Annotated in this window: 12 protein-coding genes; 5 read left to right on the forward strand and 7 right to left on the reverse strand. The window is 68.0% G+C overall.

Annotated features, from left to right (window positions below):
* Positions 1–159: 159 nt before the first annotated feature.
* Positions 160–1,353, reverse strand: a complete 1,194-nt coding sequence (locus DIE12_RS16665) for an ammonium transporter (protein ID WP_124487517.1) — start codon at positions 1,351–1,353, stop codon at positions 160–162.
* Between the two features lie 253 nt (positions 1,354–1,606).
* Complete coding sequence (locus tag DIE12_RS16670; RefSeq protein ID WP_124487518.1) at positions 1,607–1,942, reverse strand: hypothetical protein; 336 nt, start codon at positions 1,940–1,942, stop codon at positions 1,607–1,609.
* 194 nt (positions 1,943–2,136) lie between these two features.
* Between DIE12_RS16670 and DIE12_RS16675 the strand changes: the two genes are divergently transcribed.
* From DIE12_RS16675 to DIE12_RS16690, 4 genes are all read left to right on the forward strand, one after another.
* The gene (locus DIE12_RS16675) at positions 2,137–2,565 is read left to right on the forward strand and encodes a hypothetical protein (RefSeq protein WP_124487519.1); all 429 of its coding nucleotides are present in this window, start codon (positions 2,137–2,139) and stop codon (positions 2,563–2,565) included.
* A gap of 90 nt (positions 2,566–2,655) precedes the next feature.
* Entirely contained in the window at positions 2,656–3,111 is a 456-nt protein-coding gene (locus DIE12_RS16680; protein WP_124487520.1) for an Rrf2 family transcriptional regulator, read from the forward strand.
* Between the two features lie 139 nt (positions 3,112–3,250).
* On the forward strand, positions 3,251–3,892 hold the full coding sequence (locus tag DIE12_RS16685; protein ID WP_124487521.1) for an NAD(P)-dependent oxidoreductase: 642 nt from the start codon (positions 3,251–3,253) through the stop codon (positions 3,890–3,892).
* 289 nt (positions 3,893–4,181) lie between these two features.
* Positions 4,182–4,652 (forward strand): Lrp/AsnC family transcriptional regulator, encoded by a 471-nt coding sequence (locus DIE12_RS16690; protein WP_044848024.1) that lies wholly within the window; start codon positions 4,182–4,184, stop codon positions 4,650–4,652.
* Between the two features lie 94 nt (positions 4,653–4,746).
* Here the strand turns inward: DIE12_RS16690 and DIE12_RS16695 are convergent, their stop codons facing one another.
* From DIE12_RS16695 to DIE12_RS16705, 3 genes are read right to left on the reverse strand one after another with little or no spacing between them, the layout of a single operon-like run.
* A complete protein-coding gene (locus DIE12_RS16695) occupies positions 4,747–5,520 on the reverse strand; it encodes an ABC transporter ATP-binding protein (protein ID WP_124487522.1) in 774 nt (257 codons plus the stop codon).
* Positions 5,521–5,524: 4 nt separating this feature from the next.
* The gene (locus tag DIE12_RS16700) at positions 5,525–7,201 is read right to left on the reverse strand and encodes an iron ABC transporter permease (RefSeq protein ID WP_124487523.1); all 1,677 of its coding nucleotides are present in this window, start codon (positions 7,199–7,201) and stop codon (positions 5,525–5,527) included.
* Positions 7,191–8,234 (reverse strand): Fe(3+) ABC transporter substrate-binding protein, encoded by a 1,044-nt coding sequence (locus DIE12_RS16705; RefSeq protein ID WP_124487524.1) that lies wholly within the window; start codon positions 8,232–8,234, stop codon positions 7,191–7,193. Before DIE12_RS16705 ends, DIE12_RS16700 begins: the two co-directional genes overlap by 11 nt.
* A gap of 243 nt (positions 8,235–8,477) precedes the next feature.
* Between DIE12_RS16705 and DIE12_RS16710 the strand changes: the two genes are divergently transcribed.
* Positions 8,478–8,639, forward strand: coding sequence for a hypothetical protein (locus DIE12_RS16710; protein ID WP_124487525.1), 162 nt, complete (start codon positions 8,478–8,480; stop codon positions 8,637–8,639).
* 164 nt (positions 8,640–8,803) lie between these two features.
* Here DIE12_RS16710 and DIE12_RS16715 read toward each other — a convergent pair whose 3' ends face one another.
* Together DIE12_RS16715 and DIE12_RS16720 are read right to left on the reverse strand one after the other, a co-directional pair.
* On the reverse strand, positions 8,804–10,171 hold the full coding sequence (locus tag DIE12_RS16715) for an amino acid permease (RefSeq protein WP_124487526.1): 1,368 nt from the start codon (positions 10,169–10,171) through the stop codon (positions 8,804–8,806).
* A 304-nt stretch (positions 10,172–10,475) separates the two neighbouring features.
* On the reverse strand, positions 10,476–12,767 hold the full coding sequence (locus DIE12_RS16720; protein ID WP_124487527.1) for an FUSC family membrane protein: 2,292 nt from the start codon (positions 12,765–12,767) through the stop codon (positions 10,476–10,478).
* Positions 12,768–12,911: the final 144 nt, after the last annotated feature.

A 12,911-nucleotide genomic window follows, 5' to 3' on the forward strand; every position in this document is an offset into this window, starting at 1 on the left:
CCTTCCGCGAAGCAGGCGATCAGCAAGCAAGGCGAAGGCAAGTTGAAAACTGGACAGAAGTGTAGGGACGCTAGATGAAAGTTTTTTGAATAGAAAACGTAATGATGTGTCGGGCATCCGTCAGGCGGGCTGCCGGACGCCGGTCGCAAGCCTTTGCGCTCAGTCGCGCTCGGGCGTCGCCGAGATGCGGTGGATCGACAGGTCGGCACCGTCGAATTCGGCTTCGCGATCGAGGCGCAGCCCGACGGTCGCCTTCAGCGCGCCGTACACGAGCGTGCCGCCCGCGGTGGCGATCGCAATGCCGCCGAGCGTGCCGATCAGCTGCGACACGAACGACACGCCGCCGAGGCCGCCGAGCGCGGGTTGCCCGAACACGCCGGCCGCAATGCCGCCGAGCGCGCCGCACATGCCGTGCAGCGGCCACACGCCGAGCACGTCGTCGATGCGCCACTTGTTCTGCACGCAGGTGAACATCGCGACGAACAGTGCGCCGGCCGCGGCACCCGTGACGAGCGCACCGATCGGGTGCATCACGTCGGAGCCCGCGCAGACGGCGACGAGGCCCGCAAGCGGGCCGTTGTACGTGAAGCCCGGATCGTTGCGGCCGGCCATCCACGCGGCGAGCGTGCCGCCGATCATCGCCATCAGCGAGTTCACGGCGACGAGGCCGCTGATCTTGTCGAGCGTCTGCGCGCTCATCACGTTGAAGCCGAACCAGCCGACCGCGAGCACCCACGCGCCGAGCGCGAGGAACGGGATGTTCGACGGCGGATGCGCGGCGATCCGGCCGTCCTTCGCATAGCGGCCGTGGCGGGCGCCGAGCAGCAGCACGGCCGGCAGCGCGACCCAGCCGCCGAATGCGTGCACGACGACCGAGCCCGCGAAATCGTGGAACGGCGCGCCGAATGCATGCGTGAGCGAGGCTTGCACGCCGAAGCGCTCGTTCCATGCAATCCCTTCGAAGAACGGATAGATGAAGCCGACGATGATCAGCGTCGCGACGAGCTGCGGATTGAATTTCGCGCGCTCCGCGATGCCGCCGGACACGATCGCGGGGATCGCCGCCGCGAACGTGAGCAGGAAGAAGAAGCGCACGAGCGCGTAGCCGTTGTGCTGCGACAGCGTGCCGATGTCGTCGAAGAACTCGACGCCGTACGCGATCGTATAGCCGATGAAGAAGTACGCGAGCGTCGACACCGAGAAGTCGACCAGGATCTTCACGAGCGCGTTGACCTGGTTCTTCTTGCGGACCGTGCCGAGCTCGAGAAATGCGAAGCCCGCGTGCATCGCGAGCACCATGACGGCGCCGATCAACAGGAACAGTGTATCGACGCCGGATTTCAGACCATCCATGCCGTGGCTTCCTTGCGCAAAAAACGGGCGAGGAATGCAAGTATCGAGCCAACTTGGTGAACGGTTGCGTGCAATTGGTGCGAAGCGCCGTTTGGTGCGGCATTCCGGTGATGCCTGCACGATGACGGGGCAGGCCGCGTGCGGCGCGAATGCCGTGACGGATGCACGTGTGTGGTGCGGTACGTGCGCAACTGGTGCGTGTGATGCGCGCCGCGGTGCGGCGTGGTGCGCCGCGATGCACCGGTCTGGCGCGTCAGCGGCGCGCGAACAGCGCGCGCGGGCGTCGCAGCCGCCACGCGCTCGCGGACCAGTAGGCGGCGACTGCCGAGAGCCCGAGCGCCGCGAACGAAAGCGCGGCGAGGCCCGCGTACGACTGGTCGTCGCCGGCGGGGCCGAGGATGCCTTGCAGCACGATCAGCGCCGCCGTCCAGAAGCCGATCACCGCCTGCACGAGCAGCCGGGCGCAGGCGACGCGGCGCGGGCGCCCGGCGTCACGCAGGCGTGCCGCGGAGGGTGAGCGAAGGCACAGGAACAGGGTGGCGGCGAGCACGGCGGCCAGCGTGATGAACCAGTCGATGAGGAAAGCCATGAAGAAAGCGGAAAGCGGGTGGAGCGGATGGAAGCGTGCTCACTTTAGTGCTGGCGCGCGTGCGATTGAATCAGACAAGTCCGAAATTGAAAGGCATTTTTAATCGGGAGTCGGCATTGGCCCTGTTCCACAGGCGGTATCATCGACACCGGTCCAACCCTGCAGGCCGTGCGGCGCACGGCCGGAGATTGCTGATGAAGATGAAGACTTCGCGGGCGCGTCGCATGCCCGGGTCCGTGCTGGCGGCCGCGGCCGTCGGCGCGGTATTGTTGCTCGCAGGCTGCGAGAAGTCCGGCACGCCGGCCACGCAACCCGATACGGCCGCGAGCGCGGCCGCCGATGCCGCAAACAACGCGGCCAAGGCGCTCGACCAGGTGGCGAGCACCGTCAACCAGCAGATCAACGCCGCGAAGGCCGGCATCGCGAGCGCGGCATCGGCCGTGCCGCCGCTGTCCGCGAGCGGCCTCGCGTCCGCTGCGCAGGCGCAGATCGATGCGGCCGCTTCCGCGGTCGTCGCGCACGCGGCATCGGAAGCCGGCGCGAAGATCGCGGAGGCCGGCAAGAAGCTTCAGCAGTGGAGTCAGCAGAACGCGTCGGGTGCGAAGCCGGCCAGCGGCGAGTAGCGGGCCTTGCGCAATTCGCGAAATGTAATTATAGTGGTTACACATTGTCGCCGGCTGCCGTTCGGGCCGGCGTCGCCGAGTGAGTGAGGAATGAATACCAGCAGCCGGTTCGCGTTTGCCGTTCACGTGCTCGCCTTGCTGTCGATGCAGGAAGGCGCGCCGCTGTCGTCCGACATCATCGCGGGCAGCGTGAACACGAATCCGGCGCTGATTCGCCGTCTGTTGTCGATGCTGGCGGCCGCGGGGCTGACCACGTCGCAGCTCGGCGCGGGCGGCGGGGCGCTGCTGGCGCGCGAGCCGGGCGAGATCACGCTGCTCGACGTGTATCGCGCGGTCGACGACGCGCAGCTGTTCGCGCTGCACCGCGAGGCGCCGAATCCCGCGTGTCTCGTCGGGCGGCACATCCAGGGCGTGCTGATCGACTATATCGGCGACGCGCAGCGCGCGATGGAAGCATCGCTTGCCACGCGCACGCTCGCGGACGTCACGGCCGACGTGCTCGCATCGGAGCAGCGCGGCCGGCCGGCGGGGAACGCGAGCGGCTGAGCGCAGGCAGCGGATGAGGCAGGGCAGGAGGCCGGATGGCGCGCATTGCGTGGCGCCCGGCACGACGGAGTGCGGCTCCGTTTTTTTTCGGTCTTATATGTAATTGCTGTAGTTACTTATTTATTTCTGGAGAATCGACATGACGCAACGTTCCTTGAACATCGCACTGTTTGGCGCCACCGGGATGATCGGCTCGCGCATTGCCGCCGAAGCCGCGCGCCGCGGCCATCGCGTGACCGCGCTGTCGCGCCATCCGGCGGCGGCGGCCGACGGCATCACCGCGAAGGCGGCCGACCTGTTCGATGCGGCCAGCATCGCGGCCGCGCTGCCGGGCCACGACGTCGTCGCCAGCGCGTACAGCCCGAAACAGGACGATCCCGCCAAGGTCGTCGCCGCGGCGAAGGCGCTGGTGGAAAGCACACGCCAGGCGGGCCTGAAGCGGCTCGTGGTGGTGGGTGGCGCCGGGTCGCTCGAGGTCGCGCCGGGTAAGCAGCTGGTCGACACCGATGGTTTCCCGGACGCGTACAAGGCGGTCGCGCTCGCGCACCGCGATGCGCTCGACTATCTGAAGACGGTCGGCGACCTCGACTGGACGTTCTTCGCGCCGGCCGCGCTGATCGCACCGGGCGAGCGCACGGGCACGTTCCGCACGGGCGTCGGCAAGCTGATCGTGGACGCGCAGGGCAACAGCAAGATCTCGGCGGAAGACTACGCGGTCGCGTTCGTCGATGCGCTCGAGCAAGACAGCTTCGTGCGCGAGATCGCGACCGTCGCGTATTGAGCGGCATCGTGGCGAGGCGGCACGCAAGTGCCGCATTCGCCGTGAGCGGCGCGCGGCGGGCAGCGCAGCCGCAGTGACCACGGGCGATTCCATCTCGACGGGTGGAATCGCCCGTTTTCGTATGGGCGCCGATGATTCATGGACCGACGTGCACGCGATCCGTGCGCGACGCGGATCCTTCCCCGCCTGATTGGTATTTATCCCGGTCGACGCCGCGCAGCGGTTTCCATATTGTTCCCCGTCATGCAGGATGCATAGAAAAAATTTCTATCTACGAGGGACTGGGTAAATGGATGCCATCGATCGCAAGCTGCTGGAGCTGTTGCAGGCAGATGCCACATTGCCGATCGCGGAACTCGCGCAGCGCGTGAACCTGTCGCAGACACCCTGCTGGAAGCGCGTGCAGCGGCTCAAGGAAACCGGCGCGATCCGCGCGCAGGTCGCGCTGTGCGATCCGCGCAAGCTCGGGGTCGGCACGACCGTGTTCGTCGCGATCCGCACGAACCAGCACACCGAGGAGTGGGCGCAGCGTTTCACGCAGGTCGTGTGCGACATGCCGGAAGTCGTCGAGGTCTACCGGATGAGCGGCGAGACCGACTATCTGCTGCGGGTGGTGGTGGCCGGCATCGACGATTTCGATCGCGTGTACAAGCAACTGATCCGCGCGGTGCCGCTGTTCGACGTGAGCTCGTCGTTCGCGATGGAGCAGATCAAGTATTCGACCGCGCTGCCGGTGCGCGATCTGGCCGAGCCGGCGTAGCGCGCGGGACGGCAATGCGTCGTGGCGCATCGCGTCGGTGCGGGTGGGTTGTGGGTTCCCGCCGCCGTGGCCCGACGTCGTCGTAATGGCCCGCTCAGCGGCCGCGCGACATGGCGCGTGCGCGTTCGTCCGCCAGCGCGTCGCGGCGCACGAACTCCGCGACGAACGGGCTGGCCGGATGGTGATGCAGCGCGTACGGCGTGTCCCATTGCGCGAGCCTGCCGTCCTTCATCACGCCGATCCGGTCGGCGATCGCGAACGCTTCAGCCTGGTTGTGCGTGACGAGGATCGCGGTGTGACCCGTGCGCTTGAGGATGTCGCGCAGCTCGAATGCGAGCCGCTCGCGCGTATCGACGTCGAGATTCGAGAACGGCTCGTCGAGCAGCAGCAGCTCCGGCGACGGCGCGAGCGCGCGGGCGAGGGCGACGCGCTGCTGCTGGCCGCCCGACAGTTCGTGCGGATACGCGCTGCCTGACGCGGCGAGGCCGACGAGTTCGAGCAGGTCCGCGACGCGGGCGCGCCGCTCGGCCTTCGGCATGCGCCGCAGGCCGAACGCGACGTTGTTGGCCGCGCTCAGGTGCGGGAACAGCGCATAGTCCTGGAACATCATGCCGATGCGCCGCCGCTCGGGCGGCACGTCGAGCGACGGCGCCGAGACGGTCGTGCCGTCCAGCACGATGCGTCCCATGCGCACGGGCTCGAAGCCCGCGATCGCGCGCAGCACGGTGGTCTTGCCGCAGCCCGATGCGCCGAGCAGGCAGCCGATGTCGCCGCGCGGCAGCGCGAGGCTGAGCCCGTCGACCACCGTGCGGCGGCCGTGCGGCGTATCGTAGGCGACGCAGAGGTCGTCGAGTTCGAGCAGGTTCACGGTGTCAGGCTCCGATCTTGTGACGGGTGCGCGCGAGCAGGATCACGGGCACGAGCCCGGCCAGCACGATCGCGAGCGCGGCGACCGCGCCTTCCTCGTAGGTGCCGCGCGCGGCTTCCGCATACAGCCAGGTCGCGAGCGTGTCGAAATTCAGCGGACGCAGCAGCAGCGTCGCCGGCAGCTCCTTCATCGCGTCGACGAACACGAGCAGCGCGCTCGTCGTGAGCGCGGGCCGCAGCAGCGGCAGGTGCACGCGGCGCAGCGTGCCGCCGGCCGTCTCGCCGAGCGAGCGCGCGGCCTGTTCGAGCGATGGCGGAATGCGCGCGAGGCCGGCTTCGATGCTGCCGGCCGAGATCGCGAGAAAGCGCACGGTGTACGCGATCACGAGCGCGGCCGCGGACCCCATCAGCAGCAGCCCGTCGCGGCCGAGCGCGGCACCCAGCAGCCGGTCGGCGGCCGCGAACGGGATCAGCAGGCCGATCGCGAGCACGGTGCCCGGCACCGCGTAGCCGAGGCTCGCGATTCGCGCGCACACGCGGGCCGGGCCCGCGCGCGCGCTGTCGCGCTGCGCGCGCGCCGCCCACGCGACGACCAGCCCGCATGCGAGCGTCGCGATCGTTGCGGCGGCGGCGATCGTCAGCGTATTCGCAAGCCCGGTCAGCAACTGCGCGGATACGCCGCCGACGAGATGCAGCCGCTTGCCGGTCTCGACCGCGAGGTACGCGGCCGGCGCGCCGAAGCCGAGCAGCACCGGCAGCCAGCCGAGCGCGGCGGTGCTCCACGCGGCCGCGCCCGTCAGCTTGCGTGGCGCGAGCGGGCGCATGCGGCGGCCGTGCGCGTAGCGCTGGCGGCGGCGCCCGTGGCGTTCGAGCACGATCATGCCGACCACGATCGCGAGCATCGCGAGCGCGATCTGCGCGGCGCCCGCGAGATCGGAGCGCGTGATCCACGTGGTGTAGACCGATACGGTCAGCGTCTGCACGCCGAGGAATTCCGATGCGCCGATGTCGTTCAGCGTTTCGAGCAGCGCGAGGCTCACGCCGACCGCGATCGCGGGCCGCGCGAGCGGGACGACGACGCGCCAGAACGTCGCGATGCGTCCGGCGCCGAGTGTGCGCGCGGCTTCGAGCAGGCTCGCGGACTGCGTGACGAACATCGCGCGCGTGCTCAGGTACACATACGGATACAGCACGAAGCCGAGCACGAAGATCGCGCCGGGCAGCGAACGCAGGTCGGGCAGGCGGAACTGGCGCGGGCTGTCGAAGCCGAGCAGCCAGCGGATCGCGCCCTGCACGGGGCCGATCGGGTGGAGCAGGTCGAGATACGCGAACGCGACGATGTAGGTGGGCACCGCGAGCGGCAGCAGCAGCGCCCAGGTCAGCATCCGGCGGCCCGGAAAATCGTACGCGGTGACGAGCCACGCGCAGCCGGTGCCGACGACCGTGACAATCGCGCCGACGCCCGCGAGCAGCAGCAGCGTATTGACGAGCGCCTGCGGCAGCACGAATTCGGCGAGGTGCTGCCAGTGCGCGAGATCGGCGCCGAGCGCGGCGGCGACCAGCACCGCGAGCGGCGCGGCGACCACCGCGGCGATCGCGACGGCCGCGCCCAGCCAGAGGCTGCCCGCGCGCGAACCGAGCGGCCGGCGGCGCGCGCGGACGAACGCTGCATCAGTTGTCAAAGCCGACCTTGTCGACGAGCTGGCTGGCCGCCTTGCGGTGCTTCGCGATGTCGGCCAGCGGCAGCGGGTCGACCTTCAGCGTGCCGAAGCTCGCGATCACCGGATCGAGCTTCACGTTCGCGCGCACCGGGTATTCGTAGTTCGCCTGCGCATACAGCGCCTGCGCTTCCGGCGACACGAGGTACTCGAGCAGCTTCACCGCGTTGGCCTTGTGCGGCGCGTGCTTCGCGACCGTCGCGCCGCTGATGTTGACGTGCGTGCCGCCGCTCTTCGCGTTCGCGAACGTCGGCCGCACGACCTTGATCGCGTCGCCCCACTTGCGCGCGTCGCTGCCGGCTTCCGCGTTCTTCATGTGACCGACGTAGTACGCGTTCGCGAGGCCGACGTCGCAGATGCCGCCGAGAATGTCGCGCGCGACGTCGCGGTCGCCGCCCGTCGCCTTGCGCGCGAGGTTCGCCTTCACGCCGCGCAGCCACTTTTCGGTCGCGGCTTCGCCGTCGTGCGCGATCATCGCCGCGACGAGTGCCGTGTTGTACGGATGCTGCCCGGAGCGGATGCAGACCTTGCCCTTCCATTTCGGATCGGCGAGATCCTCGTAGCGGAACGCGTCGACCTTCAGGTCCTTCTCCACGTACAGCACGCGATCGCGCAGCGACAGCGCGTACCAGTCGCCCTGCGCGCCGCGCAGGTTCGCGGGGATCGCGTCGTCGAGCACCTTCGAGCGTACCGGCTGCGCGAGCCCGCCGTCGACGAGATCGAGCAGGTTGCCGATGTCGACCGTCATCAGCACGTCCGCCGGCGACTGCGCGCCTTCCGCCTTCACGCGCTCGAGCAGGCCGTCCTTCACGAACACCGTATTGACCTTGACGCCGCTCTGTTTCGTGAACGCGTCGATCAGCGGCTGGATCAGCTTCGGTTCGCGGGTGGTGTACAGGCTCACTTCCTCGGCCGCGTGGGCCAGCGGCGCGAATGTGGCGGCGGCAAGGGCGAGGGCGCCGGCGAGCGGCAGCAGGCATGTGCGCGGATTCGACATGGAGACTCCGATGAGGCAGGCGGACGAGGAAGCGTTCCGGGGCGAGCCTGCCGCCCGAGCGACCCGAAACATTACAAAGCGAAAGATTTCGGATTCTAGATCGAAATGGGAATGATTATCAAATGAAAGGTGATGGAAAGTGCTGCGGAAGGAACGGGGAGGGGCACGGCGACGGGGCGTCGCGGCACGGGCGCAAGCGCGTAGAATGCCCGCTTCAACGAATTCGACGGAGCCGCACCGACCATGAACGATCAGCGCAAGAAGAACCCTGTCCGCAACGTGAGCATCCTGATCGTCGTGGTCGTGCTGTTCGTGATCGGGACGATCTTGTACAACGCGATCTCGCAGAAGCGTGCGTACGACGAGGCCCATCCGGCCGAGGCCGCGAGCGCCGCGTCGCACTGACGCTGCGACGGATGTGCATGATCGCTGCGCGGCCCGGACGGGCGGCCAGCGATGTGTGGGTGGGAAGAGGGAAGCGGCGGCGGGCGACGCGCGAAGCGCCGCGTTACGCCGGGAGAGACGCGGGCGCCGAAGCCGGCGCGCCGCATGCAAGGATCAGGCGTGCGTCATCGTGACGCAGGCGCAAACTTCGGGCGGATCCGAGCGTAGAACACGGCCGCGAGCAGCGCGAGCCATGCCGCGCCGACGTAGAGCGCGACACGCGTATCCTCGAACCAGCCGAGCATCACGATCACGAAGCCCATGAACGCGATCGTCAGCGCGGGCGCGACGGGCCACAGCGGCACCTTGAACTTCAGCGCCGCGACTTCCGCGCTCGACAGGCGACGGCGCATCGCGACCTGCGACAGCAGGATCATCAGCCACACCCACACGGTCGCGAACGTCGCGATCGCCGCGACCACCAGGAACACGTCCTTCGGCATCAGGTAGTTGAGCAGCACGCCGACCAGCAGCGCGCCGGCCATCACGAGCACCGTGACCCACGGCACGCCGTGCCGCGACGTCGTCATCAGCACGCGCGGCGCCTGGCCCTGCCGCGCCATCCCGAACATCATCCGGCCCGCGCCGAAGATGTCGCTGTTGATCGCCGAGATCGCCGCGCTGATCACCACGAGGTTGAGGATCGTCGCGGCCGACTTCACGCCGAGCGCCGAGAAGATCTGCACGAACGGGCTGCCGTCGCTGCCGACGCCGGTCCACGGGCTGATCGACATCAGCACGACCATCGTCAGCACGTAGAACAGCAGGATGCGCGCGGGCACCGCGTTGATCGCGCGCGGAATCACGCGCTCCGGGTCCTTCGCCTCGCCGGCGCTCATCCCGATCACCTCGATGCCGCCGTACGCGAAGATCACGACCGACAGCGACGCGATCAACCCGCCGATCCCGTTCGGGAAGAAGCCGCCGTGGTTCCACAGGTTCGCGAACGTCGGCGCGTCGGCCGAATGGCCGAAATGCATGCCGCTCAGCAGGATCGCGACGCCGCCGCCGATCATCGCGACGATTGCGCCGACCTTGATGATCGACAGCCAGAATTCGAGCTCGCCGAACACCTTCACGTGGCACAGGTTCAGCCCGCAGATGACCGCGACGACGCCGAGCACCCAGATCCATTGCGGGACGTCCGGAAACCAGAAGCCCATGTAGATGCCGAACGCGGTGATGTCGGCGATCGCGACGATCACCATTTCGAGCGTGTAGGTCCAGCCGGTGACGAAGCCCGCGAACGGCCCGAGGTTTTCCGTCGCGTAGTGGCCGAACGAGCCCGCGACGGGCTCGCGCACGGCCATCTCGCCGAGCGCGCGCATCACCATGTAGACGGCCGCGCCGCCCAGGATATAGGCCAGGATCACCGCCGGGCCCGCGAGCTGGATCGCGGACGCCGAGCCGTAGAACAGGCCGGTGCCGATCGCCGAGCCCAGCGCGAGAAAGCGGATGTGCCGCGCGCTCAGGTGGCGCTGCAAGTTTTTCATCGAGTCTCCGATATCGTTTTATGCGACGGACCGGGCGAGCGGGGCCGGTCCCGATTGCTCAAGTTGTATATACAACTTAAATGTGAACGAATGATAACAAGCCGGGCCATGTGACCGGAATCGGGTATTCCCTGACTGGCGCAACCGGCGGAATCGGGCGTGGGGCCATCGCGCGGCGGGCGCGCGGGCCGTCTGGGGCGGGCAGGGCGGGCGGAGCATGCGTCGGAAGGGGATTGCGGGAGCGGGGCGCGCCGCCGGCCGGCCTGCATGCGCGGGCGGCCGGCGGCGGGACAACTTCATGCCGTCATGCGGGCAGGCGGATGACGCTTGCGTCCTTGCGGATCAGCAGCGACGACGCGAGCATCTGCTTGCACTGGTGCGCGAGCACCTTCAGGTCGTGCGTGAGCTCGGCGCCCACCGCGTCGGATTTTTCCGCGGACACGACCATCGCGTCGAGGTCACGCGTGATCTGCTTCGTCGCGTCGAGCTGGTCGGCCGGCGGCGGCTCGCCGGCTTCCGCCTTCTCGAGATTCTCGAGCACGGCGGACAGGCCGCGGCGCAGCGCATCGTCGTGGACGAGGTGCGCGTCGGCCGCGCATGCGCTCCGGATCAGCGGTGCGGCGGCGGTGATCTGCGCGCCGAGCACGTGCGTCTGCACGAGCAGGTCGTTCAGTTCGGGCACGAAGCGCTGGTGCGCCTTCGGCTCGATCATCATCCGCTGGAACGCCTGGCCGAGGTTCGCGAACGCGATGTGCACGTCCTTGCGCGCAAGGCGGTAGCGGTAGTCGTCGTCGAGGGTGGCGGCCGGTGTCTCGATCGCCGCGGCGACGACCGGCACGACCGCCGCGCCGTCGGCGGCCGGCACCGGCGGCGGCGATGCACCGCGCCCGGCGCGCCAGACGGCCTCGAAATACTTGCGGGTCGACGTCAGCATGTCGGTGACGAGCTTGCCCATCAGCCGGTATTCCCAGTACGGGAACAGGCGGCTCGCGGCGATCGCGATCATGCAGCCGACCACCGTGTCGATCGCGCGCTCGCCGATGATCCGCATGCTGCCCGGCGCGAGCAGGTGGAACATCAGCAGTACATAAGACGACGTGAATACGACGCTCGCCGCGTAGTTGAACAGCAGCAGGCTGTAGCTCATCACCATCGACCCGAACATGATCGCGATCAGCAGGTGCGGCTCCTTGACCGTGTAGATCAGCGCGATGCTCGCCGCGCAGCCGATCAGCGTGCCGACGATACGCTGGGCGTTGCGCTGCTTGGTGAGCGAGTAGCCGGGCTTCAGGATGATGATGGTCGTCATCACGATCCAGTACGCGTTCGTGAGCGGCAGCAGCCGGCCGAGCCAGAAGCCGACCGCGACCGCGATCGTCACGCGCAGCGCGTGGCGGAAGCTCGGCGAGCGCATGTTCAGGTTCGAGAAGATCAGCAGCGGCGACATCCGGCGCCGCTGCAGGAAGCGCGTGAGCGCCTTGTCGATCTTCAGTTCGGTCTGCTGCGGGTCGGCATGGCCCGACAGGTTGCGGCGCATCCGGTCGATCAGGCGCGTCGCGCTCCAGATGCGCCGGAACGTCGCGAGCACGGCCGCGTAAGCTTCCGCGTTGGTGGCCGGAAAGCTCTTCTTGCGCATCAGCTCGATCTCGTACTCGATCGCGCGCAGTTCGGCCTTCACGCTGATGCGCGAATGCGGCGCGCGGTTCTCGAGCACCGCGAGACCGATCTCCTCGAGATCGGCGGCCGCCTTGCAGATCAGGTCGCGATAGAAAATGATCAGGTCGGAGCCGCCGAACGTGTTGCGTATGAGCGGATAGTCGGTGTGTGCGCCAACGAACAGTTCGTGCAGGTCGACGCTGTTGATGAACAGGTTGTACATCGTCGCGCGGCCGGGATCGAGCTTGCCGCGGCGCAGCTTCGGCAGGTTGCGCAACACGATGTCGCGCGCGGTTTCCTGCGTTTCGACCGCGGTGATCTGCTTCGCGACGAGATTGCGGTAGCACTCGTCGAGATCGGCGTCGAGATCGTAGAACCGCGCGCGCGCGAGCAGGTAGTCGGCGCACGCGAACAGGCTTTCGGCGAGCGCCTGCTGCTCGATCCGGCGCGCCTGCCATTGCGACACGAGCGTCGCCCAGTACGTGTACCAGAGGCCGCCCGCGAGAATCCAGCCGGCATTGATGAACGCCTGCAGCGGCGTGAACTTCTCCTCGAGCGTCATCACCATCATGAACAGCGTCGCGAAGCTGATCTGCGGCCAGCGGTTGCCGTAGACGACGATCAGCGACAGCACGAACGTGAGCGGCACGATCGTCAGCCACAGCGCAAAGATGTTCGGCGTGGCGAGGCCGGTCGCGAGCGCGGCCAGGAAGCCGATCACGCTGCACGCGAGCATTTCGTTGTGCTTGTACTTCAGCGGGCCCGGCATGTCGACGACGCACGCGCCGAGCGCGCCGGTCGAGATCGTGAAGCCGAGCTCCCGGTTGTGAAACACGATCAGGCACAGCACGGCCGGCAGCGATACGCCGACCGCGATCCGCAGGCCGCCGAAAAAGTACTGGCTGTAGAAAAACTTTCTGATTTCGACCGAATAGCGCATCGATGGGCTGAATGACAGACGAAGACGCCCGGGGCGGCGTATTGACTGGCGACGAGTCTATCGTATTTCGCGGTCCGCAAAACCTGGCCGTTCGGACGAGGTTCATCGCGACGGCCCTTTTGCTATCCTTGGTGCTCCTGTGCG

The sequence above is a fragment of the Burkholderia sp. Bp9015 genome, assembly GCF_003853505.1.
In the GTDB taxonomy this organism is placed as follows: Bacteria; Pseudomonadota; Gammaproteobacteria; order Burkholderiales; family Burkholderiaceae; genus Burkholderia.

Bases quoted from the DNA above. Each gene is read 5' to 3' on its own strand.
- DIE12_RS16665 (WP_124487517.1), bottom strand. From the start codon at position 1,353: ATGGATGGTCTGAAATCCGGCGTCGATACACTGTTCCTGTTGATCGGC.
- DIE12_RS16715 (WP_124487526.1), bottom strand. From the start codon at position 10,171: ATGAAAAACTTGCAGCGCCACCTGAGCGCGCGGCACATCCGCTTTCTC.
- DIE12_RS16670 (WP_124487518.1), bottom strand. From the start codon at position 1,942: ATGGCTTTCCTCATCGACTGGTTCATCACGCTGGCCGCCGTGCTCGCC.
- DIE12_RS16675 (WP_124487519.1), top strand. From the start codon at position 2,137: ATGAAGATGAAGACTTCGCGGGCGCGTCGCATGCCCGGGTCCGTGCTG.
- DIE12_RS16690 (WP_044848024.1), top strand. From the start codon at position 4,182: ATGGATGCCATCGATCGCAAGCTGCTGGAGCTGTTGCAGGCAGATGCC.
- DIE12_RS16710 (WP_124487525.1), top strand. From the start codon at position 8,478: ATGAACGATCAGCGCAAGAAGAACCCTGTCCGCAACGTGAGCATCCTG.
- DIE12_RS16720 (WP_124487527.1), bottom strand. From the start codon at position 12,767: ATGCGCTATTCGGTCGAAATCAGAAAGTTTTTCTACAGCCAGTACTTT.
- DIE12_RS16685 (WP_124487521.1), top strand. From the start codon at position 3,251: ATGACGCAACGTTCCTTGAACATCGCACTGTTTGGCGCCACCGGGATG.
- DIE12_RS16705 (WP_124487524.1), bottom strand. From the start codon at position 8,234: ATGTCGAATCCGCGCACATGCCTGCTGCCGCTCGCCGGCGCCCTCGCC.
- DIE12_RS16680 (WP_124487520.1), top strand. From the start codon at position 2,656: ATGAATACCAGCAGCCGGTTCGCGTTTGCCGTTCACGTGCTCGCCTTG.